Source organism: Streptococcus sp. CF8_Ac1-9, from assembly GCF_024295565.1.
In the GTDB taxonomy this organism is placed as follows: Bacteria; Bacillota; Bacilli; order Lactobacillales; family Streptococcaceae; genus Streptococcus; species Streptococcus parasanguinis_X.
In genome coordinates this window covers 121013-144214 of record NZ_JANCOY010000004.1, presented here as the reverse complement: position 1 = coordinate 144214, position 23202 = coordinate 121013, and the positions used below count along the sequence as shown (strand labels likewise).

General features: G+C 41.2%; 17 protein-coding genes. 11 read left to right on the top strand and 6 right to left on the bottom strand.

The window, feature by feature from the left end:
* Positions 1-72 precede the first annotated feature (72 nt).
* The 8 genes from NML76_RS07805 to NML76_RS07770 all read left to right on the top strand — a co-directional run bounded on the left by NML76_RS07805 (position 73) and on the right by NML76_RS07770 (position 7884).
* Positions 73-201 (top strand): teichoic acid D-Ala incorporation-associated protein DltX, encoded by a 129-nt coding sequence (locus NML76_RS07805; protein ID WP_003002102.1) that lies wholly within the window; start codon positions 73-75, stop codon positions 199-201.
* 18 nt (positions 202-219) lie between these two features.
* Positions 220-1770 carry a D-alanine--poly(phosphoribitol) ligase subunit DltA gene (gene dltA, locus NML76_RS07800; RefSeq protein ID WP_254733250.1) on the top strand — a complete coding sequence of 517 codons (1551 nt, stop codon included), beginning with the start codon at positions 220-222 and terminating at the stop codon, positions 1768-1770.
* The gene (gene dltB, locus NML76_RS07795; RefSeq protein ID WP_254733249.1) at positions 1767-3020 is read left to right on the top strand and encodes a D-alanyl-lipoteichoic acid biosynthesis protein DltB; all 1254 of its coding nucleotides are present in this window, start codon (positions 1767-1769) and stop codon (positions 3018-3020) included. The genes dltA and dltB overlap by 4 nt, the downstream gene beginning before the upstream one ends.
* A gap of 15 nt (positions 3021-3035) precedes the next feature.
* A complete protein-coding gene (dltC, locus tag NML76_RS07790) occupies positions 3036-3275 on the top strand; it encodes a D-alanine--poly(phosphoribitol) ligase subunit DltC (RefSeq protein ID WP_003002265.1) in 240 nt (79 codons plus the stop codon).
* Positions 3268-4536, top strand: a complete 1269-nt coding sequence (gene dltD, locus NML76_RS07785) for a D-alanyl-lipoteichoic acid biosynthesis protein DltD (RefSeq protein WP_037606871.1) — start codon at positions 3268-3270, stop codon at positions 4534-4536. Before dltC ends, dltD begins: the two co-directional genes overlap by 8 nt.
* A gap of 251 nt (positions 4537-4787) precedes the next feature.
* The gene (locus NML76_RS07780; RefSeq protein ID WP_070664970.1) at positions 4788-5015 is read left to right on the top strand and encodes a hypothetical protein; all 228 of its coding nucleotides are present in this window, start codon (positions 4788-4790) and stop codon (positions 5013-5015) included.
* Positions 5016-5112: 97 nt separating this feature from the next.
* On the top strand, positions 5113-6867 hold the full coding sequence (aspS, locus tag NML76_RS07775; protein WP_049482684.1) for an aspartate--tRNA ligase: 1755 nt from the start codon (positions 5113-5115) through the stop codon (positions 6865-6867).
* Between the two features lie 75 nt (positions 6868-6942).
* Positions 6943-7884, top strand: coding sequence for a YitT family protein (locus NML76_RS07770; protein WP_070505993.1), 942 nt, complete (start codon positions 6943-6945; stop codon positions 7882-7884).
* A gap of 28 nt (positions 7885-7912) precedes the next feature.
* Here NML76_RS07770 and pulA read toward each other — a convergent pair whose 3' ends face one another.
* From pulA to NML76_RS07740, 6 genes are all read right to left on the bottom strand, one after another.
* Positions 7913-9988, bottom strand: a complete 2076-nt coding sequence (pulA, locus tag NML76_RS07765) for a type I pullulanase (RefSeq protein ID WP_254733247.1) — start codon at positions 9986-9988, stop codon at positions 7913-7915.
* Positions 9989-9996: 8 nt separating this feature from the next.
* On the bottom strand, positions 9997-10980 hold the full coding sequence (locus NML76_RS07760; RefSeq protein WP_013904333.1) for a LacI family DNA-binding transcriptional regulator: 984 nt from the start codon (positions 10978-10980) through the stop codon (positions 9997-9999).
* An 11-nt stretch (positions 10981-10991) separates the two neighbouring features.
* The gene (locus NML76_RS07755) at positions 10992-11804 is read right to left on the bottom strand and encodes a DUF1189 family protein (RefSeq protein ID WP_021154118.1); all 813 of its coding nucleotides are present in this window, start codon (positions 11802-11804) and stop codon (positions 10992-10994) included.
* Between the two features lie 144 nt (positions 11805-11948).
* On the bottom strand, positions 11949-12791 hold the full coding sequence (locus tag NML76_RS07750; RefSeq protein WP_021154117.1) for a sugar ABC transporter permease: 843 nt from the start codon (positions 12789-12791) through the stop codon (positions 11949-11951).
* Position 12792: 1 nt separating this feature from the next.
* On the bottom strand, positions 12793-14088 hold the full coding sequence (locus NML76_RS07745; protein WP_254733245.1) for a sugar ABC transporter permease: 1296 nt from the start codon (positions 14086-14088) through the stop codon (positions 12793-12795).
* 127 nt (positions 14089-14215) lie between these two features.
* Positions 14216-15472 carry an extracellular solute-binding protein gene (locus NML76_RS07740; RefSeq protein ID WP_070449550.1) on the bottom strand — a complete coding sequence of 419 codons (1257 nt, stop codon included), beginning with the start codon at positions 15470-15472 and terminating at the stop codon, positions 14216-14218.
* Between the two features lie 449 nt (positions 15473-15921).
* On the opposite strand from NML76_RS07740, the gene malQ reads away from it, so the two are divergent.
* The 3 genes from malQ (at position 15922) to NML76_RS07725 (ending at position 23073) form a co-directional block, all read left to right on the top strand.
* Complete coding sequence (malQ, locus tag NML76_RS07735) at positions 15922-17451, top strand: 4-alpha-glucanotransferase (RefSeq protein ID WP_247913795.1); 1530 nt, start codon at positions 15922-15924, stop codon at positions 17449-17451.
* A gap of 43 nt (positions 17452-17494) precedes the next feature.
* Entirely contained in the window at positions 17495-19753 is a 2259-nt protein-coding gene (gene glgP, locus NML76_RS07730; RefSeq protein ID WP_049471794.1) for a glycogen/starch/alpha-glucan family phosphorylase, read from the top strand.
* A gap of 491 nt (positions 19754-20244) precedes the next feature.
* Positions 20245-23073 carry a GbpC/Spa domain-containing protein gene (locus tag NML76_RS07725; protein ID WP_254733242.1) on the top strand — a complete coding sequence of 943 codons (2829 nt, stop codon included), beginning with the start codon at positions 20245-20247 and terminating at the stop codon, positions 23071-23073.
* The last annotated feature ends 129 nt before the right edge of the window (positions 23074-23202 follow it).

Below are 23202 nucleotides of genomic sequence, written 5' to 3'. Positions count from 1 at the left end.
TGTTTAAAATTGCTTACTTGGTATAAAAAATGGTAAAATAGAGAGTAATAATCAAAATGAAGAGTGAAGCTTATGAAACATAAAACACTTTATAAATTTATCGGGCAGACGGTCTTGTATTTTGCCATTTTCCTAGCCCTACTTTATTTCTTTAGTTACCTTGGTCAAGGTCAGGGTGGCTTTATCTACAACGAATTTTAGAAAAGGAGACTCCTACCCGTGTCAAACCAACCTATTCACGATATGATCGAGACAATTGAACGTTATGCGCAACTACAACCAGACTATCCGGTCTACAATGTCCTTGGTGAGGAGCATACCTATGGCCAATTGAAGGCTGATTCAGATAGCTTGGCTGCCCACATTGATCAAATGGGACTTCCTGAAAAGTCACCTGTTGTTGTCTTTGGTGGACAAGAATATGAAATGTTAGCAACCTTTGTGGCCTTGACAAAATCTGGCCATGCCTATATCCCAATTGATAGCCACTCTGCCTTGGAGCGCGTGTCTGCCATTGTTGAAGTAGCAGAGCCAAGCTTGATTATTGCCATCAATGAATTTCCATTGGAAAACCCAGCTGCTCCAATCATGTCCTTGGAGCAAGTGCGTGAAGCTTATGCGGCTCAGCATGCCTATGACTTGAAACATCCGGTCAAAGGGGATGATAACTACTACATCATCTTTACCTCAGGGACAACTGGGAAACCAAAAGGGGTGCAAATTTCGCACGATAACTTGCTCAGCTTTACCAACTGGATGATTACGGACAAGGAATTTGCAACGCCAGAGCGTCCGCAAATGTTGGCGCAACCGCCCTATTCCTTTGACTTGTCTGTCATGTACTGGGCACCGACCTTGGCTCTTGGAGGAACGCTTTTTGCTCTTCCATCAGCCATTACTCAAGACTTCAAACAACTCTTTGCGACCATCTTTTCTCTTCCGATTGCTATCTGGACTTCAACACCATCTTTTGCAGATATGGCCATGTTGTCTGAAGATTTCAATGCTGAAAAAATGCCAGGGATCACCCATTTCTACTTTGATGGGGAAGAGTTGACAGTCAAGACTGCTCAGAAATTGCGCGAGCGTTTCCCAAATGCACGCATCATCAATGCCTACGGCCCAACAGAAGCAACTGTAGCTCTTTCGGCTGTAGCCGTAACAGATGAGATGTTAGCTACTTTGAAACGTCTGCCAATTGGTTACACCAAAGAAGATTCTCCAACCTTCATCATTGATGAGGCAGGAGACAAATTGCCAAATGGTGAGCAAGGGGAGATCATCGTATCTGGCCCAGCCGTTTCAAAAGGTTATATGAATAATCCAGAGAAAACAGCAGAAGCTTTCTTCGAATTTGAAGGTCTTCCAGCCTACCATACGGGAGATGTCGGAACCATGACGGATGAAGGTCTTCTTCTCTATGGTGGTCGGATGGACTTCCAAATCAAGTTTAACGGTTATCGTATCGAGCTAGAGGATGTCTCTCAAAACTTGAACAAATCGAAGTATATTGACTCAGCAGTCGCAGTACCGCGTTATAATAAAGATCACAAGGTCCAAAATCTCTTGGCCTATGTCATCTTAAAAGAGGGTGTCAAAGAACAATTTGAGCGCGAAATTGATATCACGAAAGCCATTAAGGAAGATTTAGAAAACATCATGATGTCTTATATGATGCCTTCAAAATTCCTCTATCGTGACAGCCTGCCATTAACACCAAACGGGAAAATCGACATCAAAGGGTTGATTAGCGAGGTTAACAACCGATGATCGAGTTTTTGAAACAGCTCCCTCATTTAGAACACTATGGAACACCGATCTATTTTATCTACCTCATTCTAGCTTTTTTGCCGATCTTTGTGGGCCTCTTTTTCAAAAAGCGGTTTCCGGTATATGAAGGACTGGTGAGTCTGATCTTTATCATTTTGATGCTGACAGGTTCGAATCTCAAGCAAATTTATGCCCTGCTCTTTTACGTAGTCTGGCAAATCTTGATTGTGTATTCCTACAAGATCTATCGTCAGAAAGCGGACAATAAGTGGATTTTCTATCTTCATTCCTTCTTGTCTGTCTTGCCCCTGATCTTTGTTAAGGTAGAGCCAGCGATCAAGAACGGGCACCAATCCTTGTTTGGATTTTTAGGGATTTCGTATTTAACCTTCCGAGCTGTCGGAATGATCATCGAAATGCGAGATGGTGTCTTGAAAGAATTCACACTCTGGGAATTCTTACGCTTTATGCTCTTTATGCCGACCTTCTCAAGTGGGCCGATTGATCGTTTCAAACGTTTTAATGAGGATTATAAAACCATTCCTGAGCGTGAAGAATTATTGGATATGTTGGAGCAAGCTGTTAAGTATATCATGTATGGCTTCCTTTATAAATTTATCCTAGCTCATATTTTTGGCCACTTATTGTTAGGTCATGTGCAGACCTATGCCTTGTCTCAAGGTGGATTCTTCAATATCGGAACGCTGGGAGTCATGTATGTTTATGGCTTTGACCTCTTCTTTGACTTCGCGGGCTATTCGATGTTTGCTTTAGCAGCCTCCAATTTGATGGGGATTAAAAGTCCCATCAACTTTGATCGTCCCTTTAAATCACGTGACTTAAAGGAATTCTGGAATCGTTGGCATATGAGTTTATCTTTCTGGTTCCGTGATTTTGTCTTTATGCGTCTCGTGATGGTATTGATGCGCAATAAAGTATTCAAGAGCCGGATTACCACCTCAAATGTTGCCTATATTATCAATATGTTGGTCATGGGCTTCTGGCACGGGGTGACCTGGTACTATATCGCTTATGGGCTCTTCCATGGGCTTGGAATGGTTATCAATGATGCTTGGATTCGCAAGAAAAAGACCATCAATAAAGAAAGAAAAGCAAAAGGATTGGATCCGATACCGGACAATCGTTGGACCAAAGCTTTAGGGATCTTTATCACCTTTAACACAGTGATGCTGTCCTTCCTGATTTTCTCAGGATTCTTGGATCAACAATGGTTTCCAAAATTGAAATAAAAGGAGAATAGAAAAATGGATGTAAAATCACAAGTAATTGAAATTATTGACGAATTGTTTATGGAAGATGTCTCAGACATGATGGATGAGGATCTCTTTGATGCGGGTGTCCTTGATAGTATGGGAACAGTCGAATTGATTGTGGAATTGGAAAATCGCTTTGGCATCCGTGTTCCTGTATCTGAATTTGGACGCGATGATTGGAATACTGCTAACAAGATCGTAGAAGGTGTAACGGAGCTTCAGAATGCTTAAGCGTTTGTGGCTGATTTTAGGGCCCGTATTTTGCGCGCTCCTCATGGTAGCAGCTTTATTATTCTTTTATCCAATCAATCATAAGCACAACTATACCGAAGAGAAAAAAGCTGCGGTTAGTTTGAATGCAGAAGGATTCAAGAGTCGTACAAAGAAACAAGAAGCACTTTCTGATCCACAGCATCGCTTTGTTCCTTATTTCGGCTCCAGTGAGTGGTTGCGTTTTGATGTGGTGCATCCAGCAGTTTTGGCTGAAAAATATGACCGCAATTACAGACCCTACTTTTTAGGAGAACGTGGTGCGGCTTCTTTGAACCAGTATTTTGGGATGCAACAGATTTTGCCAGAACTCAAGGACAATACAGCTGTTTATGTGGTTTCTCCGCAATGGTTCACCAAGAAGGGCTATGATTCCTCTGCCTTTCAACAATTCTTTAATAGCGATCAGTTGAATAGCTTTATTGCCAATCACCAACAGGATGCTGCATCCCAGTATGCTGCAAAGCGTCTGTTACAACAGTATCCAAATGTCGCCTTTCAAAGTGTTGTAACGAACATTTCTCAAGGAAAGAAAATTTCCAGATTTGATCAGTCTTTGAACCAGTTTGTTTCCCACCTTGTCCAACGCGAAGATGCTTTGTTTAGTAATCTTGCAACGCGTACAAACGGGAATTACGATAAGAAGGTCAAAAAACGTCTACAAGATTTACCAGATCAATTCTCATATGAGAAATTGGAAGAAATTGCAACGGCTGAAGCAAAAGTCAAGACTAATAACAACGACCTTGGAATCAGCAATCATTTTTACAATACTCGTTTAAAAATGAAGTTGAAGAAACTAAAAGGTTTCCAAAAAAACGAATCCTATGTTCAATCTCCTGAGTACAATGACTTGCAATTGGTTCTAGACCAGTTTGCTAAATCTCGGACCAATGTTATCTTTGTCATTCCTCCAGTTAATGCCAAATGGATGAAATACACAGGCTTGAGCCAAGAAAAGTATGAACAGGCTGTTCAAAAGATTCGTTACCAATTGGAAAGTCAAGGATTCACCAATATTGCAGACTTTTCTAAAGATGGTGATCAGCCTTACTTTATGGAAGATACGATTCATATGGGATGGAATGGTTGGCTAGCCTTTGATAAAGCGGTCAATCCCTTTGTCACAAAGGCTGAAAAAGCACCAACTTACCATCTAAATGATCGCTTCTTCAGTAAAGACTGGGCTCAATATAAAGGGACACCAGACGAATTTAAATAATGCTTGATCAAAGGGGGCAGGATCAAATCCTGGCTCCTTGATTTGTGAGGAAAGGGACGGAAAGTCACAAGTAAGCAAGATAGTTATCCACAGGCTATGGGAAACTTGCTTGTAAATGGATGAAAACAAGTCCTGATGCTGATGAATCTTCCTCTTTTAAGGGGAAAATAGGTAAAAGTTATCCACATTTTTGTGGATAAGTGATGAAAAACAGTGGATAAGTCAGCTAGCATGTGAAAAGGAGAAATAGTGTGAAAAAAATTTGGTTTTATGCAATTGTTCAGGGGATTGTTATCTTTTTTATTGTGGGTGGCATGACCTACGCACTTAGGGGAGATTTCTTTTTCCGTTACTTATCCCCTATTTTTGGACTAGCAGCAGCTGTCTTGAGATTTGGGACAGCGACTTTAATGAAGGTGATAGCCCCCACTCTCTACGATGATCCCAAAAAGAAGGAAGAAGTTAGCCACGATAACTAAAGAAGTTGGTGACTGAAAAAGTTGAGCTAAAGGCCACTTTCTGCTGGTCTTTATGGTAAAATAGAAGGAAGAATATTAGTTTGGAGATTAATTAGAAATGAAACGTTCAATGTATGCTGGACGTGTTCGTGAAGAACACATTGGAACTCGTATTACCTTGAAAGGATGGGTTAGCCGTCGTCGTGACTTGGGTGGTTTGATCTTTATCGATCTACGCGACCGCGAAGGGATCATGCAATTGGTGATCAATCCAGAAACAGTTAGTGCAGAAGTGATGGCTACAGCTGAAAGCATCCGTAGTGAATATGTTGTAGAAGTGACAGGTCTTGTGGAAGCTCGTGAACAAGCTAATCCAAACTTGCCTACAGGAGCAGTAGAACTCAAGGTAGAAGCTATTACGGTTCTCAATACTGCCAAAACAACACCATTTGAAATCAAGGACGGAATTGAAGCCAATGATGATACCCGTCTTCGTTACCGCTACTTAGACCTTCGTCGTCCTGAGATGTTGGAAAACCTCAAACTCCGTGCAAAAGTAACCCATTCGATTCGCAATTACTTAGATGAATTAGAATTTATTGATGTGGAAACACCGTTTCTTTCTAAGTCAACTCCAGAAGGAGCGCGTGACTACTTGGTTCCTTCCCGTGTCAATAAGGGTCATTTCTATGCCCTTCCACAAAGTCCTCAGATTACAAAACAATTGTTGATGAATGCCGGTTTTGATCGCTATTATCAAATCGTGAAGTGTTTCCGTGATGAGGATTTACGGGGAGACCGTCAACCTGAGTTTACACAGGTCGACTTGGAAACTTCTTTCTTGAGTGATCAAGAAATCCAAGATATCACAGAAGGCTTGATTGCACGTGTCATGAAAGAAACCAAGGGAATTGAAGTAACACTCCCATTCCCACGGATGAATTATGATGACGCGATGGCCTTGTATGGTTCAGATAAACCAGATACACGTTTTGAAATGTTGCTCCAAGACTTGACAGAGCTTGTCAAGGGTGTAGACTTCAAAGTCTTCTCAGAAGCTCCAGCAGTTAAGGCGATTGTTGTCAAAGGTGCAGCGGATCATTACTCTCGTAAAGATATCGATAAATTGACAGAAGTTGCGAAGCAATACGGTGCAAAAGGTCTTGCTTGGGTGAAATATGCTGAGGGTGCTTTGAATGGTCCTGTTGCGAAGTTCTTGACAGACTTGACAAGTGACTTGACAGCTGCTTTACAGTTAGAAGACAAGGATCTAGTTCTCTTTGTAGCAGATACTCTTGAAGTAGCCAATGCAACGCTTGGTGCTTTGCGTGTTCGTCTTGCGAAAGAGCTTGACTTGATTGACAACAATCAATACAACTTCCTTTGGGTAGTGGATTGGCCAATGTTTGAATGGTCTGAAGAAGAAGGCCGTTATATGTCTGCTCACCATCCATTTACACTCCCACAAGCTGAAACAGAGCATGAATTGGAAGGAGATCTTTCAAAAGTTCGAGCAATTGCCTATGATATCGTCTTAAATGGCTATGAATTAGGTGGAGGAAGCCTACGGATTAATCATAAAGATTTACAAGAACGGATGTTTAAGGCACTTGGATTTACAAAAGAAGCTGCCAATGAACAATTTGGTTTCTTGTTGGAAGCAATGGATTATGGTTTCCCACCACATGGAGGATTGGCGATTGGGTTGGACCGCTTCGTGATGCTTCTTGCAGGCGAGGATAATATTCGGGAAGTCATTGCCTTTCCTAAGAATAACAAGGCGACAGATCCAATGACACAAGCTCCTTCTGTCGTTTCTGAAAAGCAATTGGATGAGTTAAATCTTCAAGTAGAAGTAGCAGAGCAAGAATAGGACAAGAGAGAAAAGGGAAAGTCTAGGAATCAGTTGCTCTAAGATTTTCCTTTTCTTCTAATCGATGGATTGAAAATGAAAAAAACTCGCTTTCATATGCTATTTCGCTATCATGTGCGGCGACTAGCTTATAACATTAAATTATTGCGCGTGCTGAAGAGCATCTCCCGTGAGAAATACGATGAAAAAGTGTCAGCTTCCTTGCTGTATGGTTTTCTATCAGCGATTGCCGTCAACTTCTTCTTTCAACCAGGACATGTATACTCCAGCGGTGCAACAGGTCTAGCTCAGATTTTATCTGTTCTGAGCCAACGCTTTATTGGCTTTACGATTCCCGTTTCCTTGACCTTTTATGCCATCAATATCCCTTTGATGATTGTGGCTTGGTATCAAATTGGCCATAAATTTACCATCTTTACCTTTATTACGGTTTCGATGAGTTCCCTCTTTATTCAGTTCGTGCCAGTGATTACGTTGACCAACGATCCGATCATGAATGCCCTATTTGGTGGGGTTGTCATGGGAACAGGGATTGGTTTTGCTCTTCGGAACAACATTTCCAGTGGAGGAACGGATATTGTTAGTTTGACGATTCGAAAACGGACAGGAAAGAATGTCGGCAGTATCTCCTTTTTGGTCAATGGGACCATTATGTTGATTGCTGGTCTGACTTTTGGTTGGAAGTATGCTCTTTACTCTATGATTACCATCTTCGTATCGAGTCGAGTAACGGATGCTGTCTTTACCAAGCAAAAACGGATGCAGGCAATGATCGTAACGAGCCAGCCAGATGCCATTATTGAAAAGATTCATAAAAAATTGCACCGTGGAGCGACCATTATCCACAATGCAGAAGGAACCTATAACCATCAGGAAAAAGCAGTTCTGCTGACAGTTATTACGCGTGCAGAGTTTAATGAATTCAAATATATTATGAAAAAAGCTGATCCTCAGGCTTTTATCACCATTTCAGAAAACGTTCATATCATCGGACGCTTTGTGGAAACAGAAGAATAAAAATAAAGGTCACCACATTGTGGTGACCTTATTTTGCTGATTTCGTTTCGTGGAGAAGAAGCCAACTATGGGCAGGAATAGAAAGTTCCTTTCCTTTAGGAATGGGCACTTGGAGGTTGGCATGAGGATAGGCAAATAACAGCTGACTATCACTCGGATGTTGATAGGTCTGTTCTTGATCACCTATATTGACAAGAATCGTTATTTTTTCACGATCTTTCTCAATCGTGTAGATCAAATGATGATCAGACAACCATTTGACATCACAGTAGTCGCGAATCTCTTGCCCTTTTTTCAAACGAAGGAGTGGCTGTGATTTCCGATAAGCAATCAATTCTTCAAGAAAAGCAATTTCTTCTTGGCATTTTGGAAGGGATGTCCAGTCCAATTGGTTGAGACTATCTGGTAAGTTATAGGTGTTGTCTTCGAGCCCTTTTGTGCGATAAAATTCTTGACCAGCATGGATAAACGGCACTCCTTGAGCTAGTAACACTAAATGAAGAGCTAATCGTGAGAGAGCTTTTCGATCTTCTAGACGAATCTCTTCCTTTTCAAGTTGGAAATAATCAAAAACAGTTGCATTGTCGTGGCATTCGACGTACTGAATGGCTTGTTGAGGTTGGGTGAAATGAGCAGGCCCTAGCTTCCCGACATTTGCCGTTAGAATGTTAGCGAAATCATTCGCAGAATGTTGACTCTCACGACGGTGACCAGCTACAAGTGTTCTCTTGATCGTATCCCGGAAGTTATCACTGAAAAAGCCAAAGGCTGGTAATCGTTTCGCGTTATATTGGTGAGCGAGCTGATCTTCAGAGAGGCCTGTATCCATCTTCCACCCTTCCCCATAGAGATAGATGTTAGGATAGATTTCACGGAGTTCTTCTGCAATCTCTGTCATGGTTTGAATGTCTAGGATTCCCATCAAGTCAAAGCGGAAACCATCAAAGCCGTAGAGGGAAACCCATTGTTTGAGGGATTGCTTGATATAGTGTCTCACCATGGAGCGTTCACTTGCTACGTCATTTCCACAGAAGGTTCCATTGGTCCGCTCGCCCTCTGCATTATAACGGTAGAAATAACCAGGAACGATCTGTTCAAAAGCGTACTCATCTGCCTGGTAGACATGATTGTAGACTACATCCATGATGACACTCAGATTAGCCCGGTGATAGGTGTCAATGGTGTCTTGGAGCTCTAGGATTCGTGCATAAGGATCGTTAGGATCACTCGCATAGCTTCCTTCTGGAACATTGTATTGAACAGGATCATAGCCCCAGTTGTAGGCTTTCCATTGATCCTCTTCATCGACACTACCGAAATCGTAGACTGGAAGTAACTGTACATGGGTAATGCCCAGTTTTTGAAGGTAATCAAATCCAAGAACCTCACCATTGAGTTGGGGCGACTCTGTCAGGCCTTTAAACTTACCAGGGTGTTTAAAGCCAGCCTCTTTTTGGGCAGAGAAATCCCGAACGCTCATCTCGTAGATGATTGCTTCTGTTGGGTCTAATTGACGAGTGGCACGCCTGATAGGACGTGTGATCTTCTTCCAGTCGATGACCAAGCTATCTCCAGAGTTCGCTAAAGAGGATAGAGCATAGGGATCATGAATCCGACGTTCTAGGCCATTGACACGAAACTCATAGTGGTAGGCAGCTCCTTCCCAATCCCCTTTGAGCACGAGTTCCCAGACACCGTTTTCTGTACGATTCATCGGATAGACCTGATCTTCAATATGAAGGGTCACATTTTGCGAAATCGGTGCCCAGAATTTAAATTGAGTCTGATGTGGTGTGTAGAAACTTCCTAGATCCTCTCCACTATAGGTGAAGGTTTGATCAAAAATGGGTTTGCGAACAATTTGACGATAGTGGAGAATAGAAGAATTTCCAGCAGCATCGTAGATGGTGTACTCTTCTCCCAGTTCAAGCGGAACAGGGCTTAAGAAATAGTCTCCTGTATCAGTCGCTGCACTTGACGTTTTGACAGGGATTAAGGCAAGATGACCTTGGTTCGTTTTCAAATAAAAAGGAAGGATATGCTCCTCTCCCTTTTGGATACGAATGAGGTCTTGGTCATCTAAATAAGCAGTAAATGTAGACATAAAGACTCCTAGAGTTTCGTAATGGTATGGTCAATCAATTGACGGTAGCAAACGGTTTTTCCTTCTTTGTGATCCTTGATAATTTGTAGAATTGTCCGAACAGACTCACGTCCGAGTTCCACTGCATTGATGTCAATATAGGCTTCAATATCGAGTCGTGGCTTAATCGAATCAAAGGAAATAATCGGGATTGTCAGCTGGTGTTCTAATAGGTATTGGCGCACCCCTTCAGCAACGAGAATATCGGTTGTCATGATGGCATCTAACTCTGCTAGGGGAAGGCTCTCCATCATTTGATAAGAATTGTCTTCCAACATAAAACCAAATGAGAAATGAACCAGTTTTTCATCGAGAGGAATCCCTGCTTTTTGGAGGGCTTCTTTATAACCTTCGTAGCGGTCTTGAGATACGAACAGTTCTTTGTTTCCCCCGATAAAAGCAATTTTTCGGTAGTTTTGTTGAATGAAATAATCCGTCGCATCAAATGCAGCCTTGATATTATCATTATCCACTAGCGATACAAAAGGTGAAGCTGCCTTTCCGAGAATGAGGAAGGGGAACTTGTCTTTGATCGCAAATTCAACGAGGGGATCATTCGGGTTGGAATAAAGGAAAATCAAACCATCTACACGATTTCCGTAGATGAGTTGTTTGAGGTTGTCGAGCCGCCGTTCTTCATTTTGCCCCGTACAGATTTGGATGGCATAATCATTGTCTGACGCGATCTGGGTAATCCCTCTTAAAACAGTTGGGAAGAAAGGATTCTGGTAGAAGACGTCACTGTCGATTGGTAGGACCAAAGCAATGACTTGACTAGATTGGCTGACAAGGCTGCGAGCATTAAGATTGGGATGGTAGTCCAATTCGACCATGGCCTCACGGACACGTTTTTTTGTTTCATCACTAATCGTGGATTTGTTTTGGATGACGCGCGTGACAGTTGAAGGCGCGACGCCAGCGAGTTTCGCCACATCTTTGATGGTAACACGCATGAGAAAACCTCCTAGCGGTGATAGTCTGGATCACGGAAGTGGGTCTTATAAAATACCATAGCAAGATAGAGTACAAATAAGACATTTTGGATCATGATCGTCGTAGTAAATACTTGATGGAATAGTAAACTGATGAAGACACTCAGTAAAATAGGGAGTCCCAAGCAATTCAGAATACAATTGAAACATTCCTTGAAAGTTTGTAGTGAAAAGAGTCGAGATTTTCGTGTCAAGTAGAGGAAGAAAGATGCCCCTACGATGAGAATCAAATAATTGACTGTCGATAAGAAGCCAGAGAAAATCACGAGAAAGAGACTGACAGGGAGTCGATTGTCGCGAAACCAATCGCTAGAGATAGCTTGAGTGAAGCTTTTTTTATCCCGAAGGCTCTCTTGATTAATAGCCTGGTATGAGACTGTAGCGAGTTCTTTATTCTCTTTTGAGATAATCAATTGTTTGCGATCAAAATGGAGTGTTAACTCCTTGCCTTCACTAGCCTTTGCCTCTTGGCCTAAGATAACCTGTCCTTTTGAAGTCTTGTGTACAGGGTTGGTACCTGTATAGGTGAGCTCTTGGTCTTTGATCACGACGTGTTCTTGGATATCTTTCATAACGTCTGTTGATAAAGGATCAAACACATCGCTGACAAAGGTTGTCAAAGGATAGGTTTTGAGTTGAGCATTTTGCAGAGCCACAGGTAATAGTGTGATAGAGATTAGAAAGAAAGAAGTAAAAATCATTTGGAACCAGCTCAGTTTTTTGCGGTTTGCAAAAGAAGAGCGGAAATTGAAGATACTTGCGAAATAATTAAAAGGATAGGGCATAAGATGACCTTTCTAAATATAAGAGTATCAGAAATGCAAAGAGAAATCTCTTTGCATTGATTTTATTCTTAACGAAGGGTAGTAAAGCATCCACCATACTACCCTCAACTTAAAAATAAAATGTGCTTGAAATAAGATTCTATTTTATCCTTTATCTCCACCAGCTGTCAAGCCTGAAACAAAGTTCTTTTGTAGGAAGAAGAATAAGATACAGATTGGAACCGCGATCAAAATAGCACCGGCTGCAAAGAAGGCGATTTTTTGATTTTTTTGGTCACTGATAAAGGTTTGAAGACCAACGGCTACCGTATAGTTCACTTCGTCACGAAGCAAGAATTTAGACAAGATATAGTCTCCGAAAGGCCCCATGAAAGCCCAAAGTGCTTGAACGGCAATCATTGGACGAACAAGAGGAAGGACGATTTGCCAGAAGCGACGGAAGTGTCCAGCTCCATCCAATTTCGCAGATTCATCGAGGGAAATTGGAACAGTATCAAAGTATCCCTTCATCAACCAGGCATTCATTGGAATACCACCACCAACATAAAGGAAGATCAAGAACCAAGGTTGGTTCAAGGCATTCAGCATCAAAGCCATAACGAAGAAGGCTGTGAGGGCTGCCATGGTTGGGACCATTTGAATAATCAAGAAGAAGACCAAACTTTGTTTACGCGCCAAGAAATTGTAACGGCTGTATGCGTAACCTGCGAAGGTAACGATACTTGTTTGTACAATCATGGTGATAATGGCGATAACCAAGGTGTTCATATACCAAGTGCCATAATGGGTTTCAGAGAAAAGTTTTGAGAAGTTATCAAAACTAAGATTGCCACTAAAATCAAGTGTAAAGGCACTGACATTCCCTGATTTGAAGGCTGATAGAACCGTAATCAACAATGGATAAATGATAACGATTGAAAGAACCACCATGTACAGGTAAGTCAAGAAATGATTGAGGCGGCGTTTAAATTGAACTGAATTTTTCATTTTATACATCCTCCATATCAAATGCATGTAGTTTCTTGAAGGCAACCATAGAGATTGAGATCACAATCACAGAGATAATCAAGGTTACCGCTGCAGCCATTGAATATTGAGGAGAAGAATTGGTTGTCAACTTGTAGATCCATGAGATCAAGATATCTGTAGATCCGGCGTTTCCTCCGACAGAACCAGGTCCCCCATCGTTAAACAAGTAAATGATGGAGAAGTTATTAAAGTTGAAGGTATATTGACTGATCAAAGTTGGAGCTGCAACAGCCATAATCATTGGGAAAGTGATGCTGCGGAATTTTTGCCAACCGTTGGCACCATCAATATAAGCAGCTTCGTAAAGATCGTTTGGAATAGATTGAAGAATCCCTAAAGTCAAGACGTAGATGTAAGGGAAGCCGAGCCAACCTTGCATCATAATCAAAGCAATTTTTGTCCAGGTAGGATCTGTTTTCCAAGGAATCAAAACGCCATCTAAGAATGGGAAGATCTTCGCAAACAATGGGATAACTTGTGCATTGATAGCACCGACACTATCGTTAAACATATTTGAGAAAGTTAGGATAGTGATGAAGGCTGGAACAGCCCAAGGAAGCAAGAAGATAACCCCAAAGATTCGTTTTCCTTTTACGAATGGTTGGTTTGCAACAATAGCGGTCAAGATACCGAGTACGATTTGAAGAGTAGAAGCTGCGAGGGCCCAAATCAAGGTCCAGCCAAGAACCGATGTAAAGGCTGAGCGGAAGGTACTCAAGGTCCACATATTAGTGAAGTTTTGGAACCCGATCCAATCAAGCAAGGTTGTTGGAGCGGTATGTTTGAAGTCGTAGTTGGTAAAGGCGATCATCAAAGTTACTAAAACTGGGAAGATAATCGCAAATGTCATAGCAATGTATGAAGGAATAATCAATAAATATGGGAAGCCATTTTCATAGATGGCTTGAACCATTTCTTTCAAGGTTTTTGGAACGGCAATCCCGTTGTTGATGCGTTTAGCAACTGTTCCAGCATCCTTAATATTTAAGGCATAAAATAGGAAGTAAACAACAGTGATGATCAAGTGGAAGGCGCCACGAATCAAGATAAAGAGAGAATTATCTTGTCCACGGACGGTTCCAAGTGTAACCAATTTCGCTAATTCTCCAGCTCCAATTCCTAGGAAATAGGCGAGAAAGAGAACAGTTACGGCAAGAAAAATATAGCCTTTGGTTTTTTGTTTGTTATAAATTTGCCCAAGACCCGGGATCAAAGAGAGCCACATAGCCTTTTTAGGGTTTTGTTCTGTAGTCATTCAAATCTCCTTATAATGTCCTTGCCAGAGAGCAAGAAGACAAGTCAGACAGTCAGTTGTGTTTGAAAATTGAACATAAGAGGTTGGGACTTTGTCTCCAACCTCTTACTCACACCTAAAAACTGTCTTATTTGCTACCGAATTTTTGTTCGATGGTTTCTTTAATCAATTTCACTGCATCGTCAGCAGATGCTTTTGCAGATTTTTTACCACTTACAGCATCGAAAAGCATAGTAGCAGCTGGATCCCAAACCGCACTCATTTCTGAGATATTTGGCATTGGTTGAGCGTTCTTGAATTGATCAACAACGGCAGTTGTCAATTCATCGTTTTTGCTAACCGCATATTTACGAGCTTCTGTGTTGGCAGGAACTTCATTGGTCTTGTCAAACAAAGCTTTTTGTTGGTCAGTACTTGTCAAGAAGTCAATGAATTTTTGAGCGCCATCAAGGTTTTTCGCACCTGCAGGGATAACCCAAGCTTTACCACCACCAAAGGCAGCATATTGTTTTCCGTTTGGAAGAGTTGGAATCGTTGCGACACCGTAGTTTACTTTAGCTTCTTTCAATGAAGCAGCTTTCCAAGGACCATCGATGATAGCAGCTGTTTTACCTTCTTGGAATTGTGTTTGGATGAAGTTAGCAGCAGCTTTTGTATCTTGCAAACCTTTTGGCCATTTAGCATACCAAGTTTTTGCATATTCGATACCATCGACAGAACCTTGGTTGTTCAATCCAATATCTTTAGGATCTGTACCGTCTTTACCAAATACATAACCGCCGTTACCTGAAAGTAAACCGTAAGTGTAGTAGAAGTTTGTCCAGTCAGCTAAGAAGGCAGTTGTTTTACCAGGTTCGCTAGCGAAGTCGTACTTGCTATCTTTTGCAAGATTTTCAAGATCACCAAATGTTTTTGGAGCTTCGCTTACAAGATCTTTGTTATAGTAGAGAACCAAAGTTTCGATGACAGCAGGTGCACCGTAAACTTTACCACCGTTTGTTACAAGAGCTTCAGTTGTTTTATCTGTATGGCTATCTTTGTTTAAAGTCACTTCAGCCAATTGACCATCGCTACCAAGACCACCTACACGGTCGTATGGAGCCATCATTACGTCTGGAGCTTTTTTAGATTGGTTATCAAGAGAAAGGTTATCCAATCCACCAAGAGCATCACCAGTCTTGATGTTAATTTTTACGCCATTTTCTTTTTCAAAAGCTTTTGCAGCTTCTTCAACATAAGATTTGTAGCCTTTGTCTACATAGACGTTGATTTCTTTACTTGCCTCAGAAGAACCTGATGAGCTATTGCTACAAGCAGCAAGTAAGAAGCCGGCAAAACCAACTGTACCAAGTACAGCAGCACTACGTAAAATTGTACGTTTCATGATTTATTCCTCCTAAAGAATAAAAAAAGATAATAATTAGAAACCGTTTTAGACAAACGTTTTCCTAAAACGTCTTAAGTATATCACAAGGCGAAAACGTTTGCAAGTAGTTTTAAACAATTTTTTTTAAAAATATTTTAATTCCGAACTTTCTTCTATAAAGTGCATCAAATTCGTTGACATTAGGCAAAGGAAAGAATACACTAAGGGAGTGAGGACATTCTGAAAAAAGTTAAAAAGTTTTTAAGAAATCCCTTGCAGAAAATATGGAAAAAGTTTATAATGACATGGTACGCAAACGTTTTCGCAAAAATTGCGTAAACTGAGTTGCGCCTGTTCGATTTTTAACAAAGAGTAGAGCCGCTTGAGAGCTGGATACGACTCTGCAACGATACCCATACCGTGCACCGAATCGCAGGCTTCAAAGAAATAAAAAGAGGTGGTAACCCATGAAAAAACGTCAAAGTGGTGTTTTGATGCACATTTCTTCCCTTCCTGGACAATACGGGATCGGATCATTCGGTCAATCAGCATATGATTTTGTTGATTTCCTCGTTCGGACCAAGCAACGTTACTGGCAAATCTTGCCGCTTGGTACAACTAGTTATGGAGACTCTCCATACCAATCTTTCTCAGCTTTTGCTGGGAACACTCATTTTATTGATTTCGATCTTTTGATCGAGCAAGGTTTGTTGACAGAAGCAGACCTTAAAGGAGTGGACTTTGGTCAAGATCCTACTCAAGTGGATTATGCAAAGGTTTTCGAACAACGTCGTCCCTTGCTTGAAAAAGCCGTTGCGAATTTCTTAAAATCAAGTGATCAAAAAGAATTCCAAGAATTTTGTGAAGCCAATGCTTCTTGGTTGGAGCTCTTCGCAGAATACATGGCTATTAAAGAACACTTTGATTTGAAAGCTTGGACAGAGTGGCCAGATGCAGCTATTCGTGCACGTGAACCAAAAGCTTTGGCTCAATACCGTGAAGAATTGGCGGATCAATTGACTTACCATCGTGTGACTCAATTCTTCTTCTTCCAACAATGGTTGGCCTTGAAAGCTTATGCCAATGACCATCACATTGAAATCGTCGGAGACATGCCAATCTATGTAGCGGAAGATTCAAGTGACATGTGGGCGAACCCTCATCTCTTCAAAACAGATAAAAACGGGAAAGCGACTTGCATCGCAGGATGCCCGCCAGATGAATTCTCAGCAACTGGTCAACTTTGGGGGAACCCAATCTATGACTGGGAAGCAATGGACAAAGATGGCTACCAATGGTGGATTGAACGCTTGCGTGAAAGCTTCAAGATCTACGACATCGTGCGGATCGACCACTTCCGTGGTTTTGAGTCTTACTGGGAAATCCCTGCTGGATCAGATACAGCAGCACCAGGTAAATGGGTTAAAGGTCCTGGCTACAAACTCTTTGCAGCTGTGAAGGAAGAGCTCGGTGATTTGAACATCATCGCTGAGGACCTTGGCTTTATGACAGATGAAGTCATCGAACTTCGTGAAAGCACTGGCTTCCCAGGAATGAAGATTCTTCAATTTGCCTTCAATCCGGACGATGAAAGTATCGATAGCCCTCACTTGGCACCAAACAATTCTGTGATGTATACAGGAACACATGATAACAACACAGTTCTTGGATGGTACCGCAATGAAATCGACGATCCAACTCGTGAGTACCTTGCTCGTTATACTAACCGGAAAGAGTACGAATCTGTACCGCATGCGATGCTTCGCACCGTCTTTGCTTCCGTCAGCTTCATGGCGATTGCTACGATGCAAGACTTGCTTGAGTTAGATGGCTCAGCTCGGATGAACTTCCCATCTACTCTCGGTGGTAACTGGTCATGGCGAATGACAGCGGATCAATTGACTCCAGCTGTCGAGCAAGAATTGCTTGATTTCACTACGATCTATCGTCGTGAAAACAAAGACTTGAAAAAAGAAGTTAAGAAAGCAAAAAAATAATCTTTCCCTATTAAAATTGTTGAAATAAAGGAGACTTTAAAACATGGAATCATTACAAAAATATGTGATTGATCATCATCAAAAAACAATTGCTGAATGTTCAAATGAAGAATTGTACATTGCCTTGCTAAATTACACGAAGCAAGCAAGCGCTCAAAAGAAATTAAATACTGGTAAGAAAAAAGTTTACTACATCTCAGCTGAGTTCTTGATCGGTAAACTCTTGTCTAACAACTTGATCAACTTGGGTCTTTACGACGATGTTAAAAAAGAATTGTCAGATGCTGGTAAAGACTTGATCGAAGTCGAAGAAGTGGAATTGGAACCATCACTTGGTAACGGTGGTTTGGGACGTTTGGCAGCCTGCTTTATCGACTCTATCTCAAGCCTTGGTTTGACAGGGGATGGGGTTGGTTTGAACTACCACTTTGGTTTGTTCCAACAAGTCCTTAAAAACAACCAACAAGAAACGATTCCAAATGCATGGTTGACTGACCAAAGCTGGCTCGTTCGTTCAAGCCGTAGCTACCAAGTGCCATTTGCACACTTCACATTGACTTCTACCCTTTATGATATCGATGTCCCTGGTTACAAGATTGAAACCAAGAACCGTTTGCGTTTGTTCGACTTGGATTCAGTTGATTCATCTATTATTGAAGATGGTATTAACTTTGACAAGACAGATATCGCTCGCAACTTGACCCTCTTCTTGTACCCAGATGATAGTAACCGTCAAGGGGAATTGCTCCGTATCTTCCAACAATACTTCATGGTATCAAACGGTGCACAATTGATCATCGACGAAGCCATCGAAAAAGGAAGCAACTTGCATGACCTTGCTGACTATGCTGTTGTCCAAATCAACGATACTCACCCATCAATGGTCATCCCTGAATTGATCCGTCTTTTGACAGAACGTGGTATTGGAATGGATGAAGCCATCTCTATCGTTCGTAGCATGACGGCTTACACTAACCACACAATCCTTGCAGAAGCCCTTGAAAAATGGCCACTTGAATTCTTGCAAGAAGTGGTTCCTCACTTGGTTCCAATCATTGAAGAATTGGACCGCCGTGTTCGCGCTGAATACAAAGATCCAGCTGTTCAAATCATCGATGAGAATGATCGCGTACACATGGCGCACATGGATATCCACTATGGATTTAGCGTAAACGGGGTAGCAGCACTTCACACAGAAATCTTGAAGAATTCTGAGTTGAAAGCCTTCTACGACATTTACCCTGAAAAATTCAACAACAAAACAAACGGTATCACATTCCGTCGTTGGCTCATGCATGCCAACCCAACCTTGTCACACTACTTGGATGATATCCTCGGACGTGACTGGCACCATGACGCATCTAAATTGGAAGACCTTCTTTCTTATGAAGATAAAGATGCAGTCAAAGCAAAATTGGAAAACATCAAGTCTCACAACAAACGGAAATTGGCTCGTTTCTTGAAAGACCATCAAGGTGTGGAAATCAATCCTAACTCTATCTTTGATACCCAAATCAAACGTCTCCACGAATACAAACGTCAACAAATGAACGCTTTGTATGTGATCCACAAATACTTGGACATCAAAGCTGGAAATATCCCTGCTCGCCCAATCACTGTTCTCTTTGGTGGTAAAGCAGCTCCTGCCTACACCATTGCACAAGATATCATCCACTTGATCCTTTGCTTGTCTGAAGTGATTGCAAACGATCCAGCAGTAGCTCCACACTTGCAAGTGGTGATGGTTGAAAACTACAACGTAACTGCTGCAAGCTACTTGATCCCAGCTAGCGATATTTCTGAGCAAATCTCTCTTGCTTCGAAAGAAGCTTCAGGTACTGGTAACATGAAATTCATGTTGAATGGTGCATTGACACTTGGTACGATGGATGGAGCCAACGTGGAAATCGCTGAATTGGTTGGACGTGACAACATCTACATCTTCGGTGAAGATTCAGAAACTGTAATCGATCTATATGAGAAATCAGCATACAAATCAGCGGACTTCTATGAACGTGAAGCTATCAAACCATTGGTAGACTTCATTATCAGCGATGCCGTTCTTGCAGTTGGTAACAAGGAACGCTTGACTCGTCTTCACAAGGAATTGATCAACAAAGACTGGTTCATGACTCTTCTTGACTTGGAAGACTACATTGTCACCAAAGAACGTATGTTGGCTGACTACGAAGACCGTGATGCATGGTTGGATCAAGTCATCGTTAACATTGCTAAAGCAGGATTCTTCTCATCTGACCGTACGATCGCTCAGTACAATGAAGATATCTGGCACTTAAACTAATCATTAGTTGTTAGACCAAGGTTCTTAGGACCTTGGTCTTTTTCATTTCTTGTTATTTGGGAAGAAAAAGGAAGGAATTTAAAGAATGGACACTTCTGTAAACAGTGTTGTTTTTTTGAATTTTTCCGAGCCGGCAGGGAAAAAATTACATAATTTTTTATTTTAACCTTCAAATCTAATCTATTGGTATAAAAAAATACTTCCCCTAAAAAAGCCTTCCGGTGAAATTTATAAAAAGAGAAACCGGGATGAAAATCCTTGAAAATAAAGGATTTTTCACAGGTGCTTACATATATTTTCAACTAAAAGATGAGGAAGGTCCGGAAGGTTTGGCGTTTCAAGTTGTTATATCTTTAAAGTAAAATAAAAAATTAAATAGACAAATATTTAAAAATGGTTGATTGTGATACAATAGAGTTAACTGGCAGTAGCATATTTTTGCCTCTACAGTGAGATTTTTTTAAACATAAACAAAAAGGAGAGTTTTGAAAATGAAAAGCTATCGTGAACATGTTTCGAAGCAGGAAAAATTTTCAATTCGTAAGTTATCAGTCGGTGTTGTTTCATTGGCTATCGCTGGATTAGCTACTGTTAATACCTACGGAGCAGAAGTGAAAGCAGATGAGGCAACAGCGCCTGCAACTGAAGCGACTACTACGGATACAGCAACAAGCGATGCAGCTGTTGCAACAAGTTCTAAGTTGACATCTACAACTGTGACAGAAGGAAATAAAATAGTTACGACTACTTATGTAGAATCACCGGAACTTGAAAAAGCAAAAGCTGATGCAGCTACAGAAGGTGTAACCGTTACAGAAGAAGCTGAAAAAGTCCAACCATCTATCACAGCAGCAGAAGCAGATAATAAAGCTCAAACAGCTGAAATCAACACAGTCGTTGAAAACTACAAAAAGGCCAAAGCTGAGTATGAAGCAAAATCTCAAGAAATCACATTGATTGAAAAGAGAAATGCGGAAGCAGAAGCAGATTATCAAAAGAAAGTAGCAGAGTACAATCAGCAAAAGGCAGCTTATGATAAAGCTTTAGAAGAGTACAATGCTAAAAAGGCAGCTTATGATGCCAAAGTAGTAGAAAAAGCAGCAGCGGATAAGGCTAATGCAGAAGCAAAAGCTAAGTATGATGCAGAAATGGCTGTTTACAATACAGCGAAAGCGCAATACGATAAAGATTTACAAGAATACCAAACTAAGAAAGCGCAATACGATAAAGATAAAGCAGCTTATGATCAATTGGTAGCGAAGAAGGCAGAAGAAGATGCTGCTAAGGCTCAATACGAAGCTGATCTTGCAAAATACAATGTAGAAAAAGTACAGTACGAAAATGATTATATTGCTTATCAAAAGAAATTAGCTGAATACGAAGTTGCCAAAAAACAATATACGGACGCGAAACAAGCATACGACAAATATATGACAGACAATGCGTATGCTGACCTTAAAAATGTTTCAACTGTTCAAGATTTGACCTTCCAACGTGAAGGTGGTGCAACTCACACCATTGACGGCATCAGCACTTATCTTACTCGTGATGCTCAAGCTCGTTTAAATACAAGCAATGTACACCAATATGATTCCAATAAATTGGAAGCTTCAGATATTGTAGCGACTAGTCCTTGGGCCAATAATGAAACTGAGTACATTCAAGTGAAAGAAGGCGATAAATTTGTCGTTACTTATGATAACTTGAATCAGTCTAGCATGCGTGAAAATACGGATATGCATCCAATCAAACGTGTGATTTACCGTTATGAGATTTTAAGTCTTCCATCAAATGATGGCAAAGGGATTGCAGCAGTCAACGCAGATCCAACGGTAACCATGACAGTCGGAGCTTCAACAGATAAAGACAAACCTGTTAAGGTTGCTGTCGATGTTGAATTCTATGATGGTGATGGCAATAAATTTGATTTGACTCAACGCAATGCCATTGTCGCTTTGAACTCGCTCAACCACTGGACAGGTGCTTCCTATGTCGATAGTGGAGACAAACCTCGTGCCCTTACAGTAGAAGCCAAAGATAAAGATGGCAACACTGTTCGTGGAACTTGGGATCCATATGCAGATGGTTCATCCATGAGCATTGAAAATAATGAAGTGAAGGTTAAAACAGGAAAAGCAGACTTTGGTACTGCAACTGTTTCCATTTCAGCAGACAACCCTCTCAAAATTGTGACTCAGAAATATGGTTATGTTAAAGATGACACAGGTAAATGGGTTCCTGGTACGACACCTGAGAAGGAAGAAGTAACGGATGCGTTAACTGTAAATGCTTCGGGTTCAGGAAGTGTTCATTCTATTGGTACAGAAGAATTTACCTTTGAAGGTAAGGATGATGTTATCGGATCATACAAAATAGATGCAACTACAGGTCAAATTACGTTCACACCTAAGAAGAAATTTGAAAACGTGGAACACCAAGAATCTGTAAATGTTGGAAATAATAAATTTATTCCAATTCCAAACTCAAGTGTGTCTTATGATGCTGCTACTAAAGAAGTAACTTCCTTTAAAGATAACCAATATATTGAACATGGCTCTGTCTTTAACGGTGAATCTTCAACAACTCTTGAAGGTTGGGATAATCCATCTTCTCCATACCTCTATTATGGTGGAGCAGGCTTGAAGATGTCAGATGGACACTTAGTCTTTACGGCTAATGGTGCCAATGCGGCTGGTCAACCAACGGTTTACTGGTTTGCCATCAACTCAAATGTAGGTCTTCCTAAAGAGCCAGGAGAAGAACCGAAAGAGCCAACAAAACCAACAGAACCAAAGGCTCCAACTCCACCAACGATTACAGTGGAAAATCTACCTGCAGAGCCAACGAAACCAGAAGAACCTAAATCACCAACTCCGCCAACAGCACCTAACTACACTGTGATTACGGTCGATGTGGAGGAACCAAAAGCTCCAACTCCACCAAAAGCTCCAACCCCACCGACTCCTGAAGTCGTTCCAAATACGAATCCGGTGAAACCGGAAGCTGAAGTGAAATGGCATAAGAATAAAGTGGTAACGGAAACAGATATTCCAACCCCACCAACACCAGTTCCTCCAACTCCACCAACTCCATACAACCCACCAACACCAATTGTTCCACCTACACCAATCGTTCCACCAACTCCAGAGGTTCCAATCGAACCAACTCCTGAAGTTCCGGAACAGCCTGTACAACCTGCGCAACCACAAACACCTGCGCTTCCAAATACAGGTACAGAAAGCTCAACTGCAGCTGTTCTTGCAGGTGCGATGGCTGGATTGCTTGGATTGGGTCTTGCACGCAAGAAAAAAGAAGATTAATTCTTGTTTCTTTCGTTCATTCATCTAAATAAAGAAAGTCAGAAGGCAAGTCCTTCTGGCTTTTTTGATGGAGTGATGACCAAATAGTTGAGAAATAGAACAGAATAGTTTTTGGATAAGGAGAGGAAA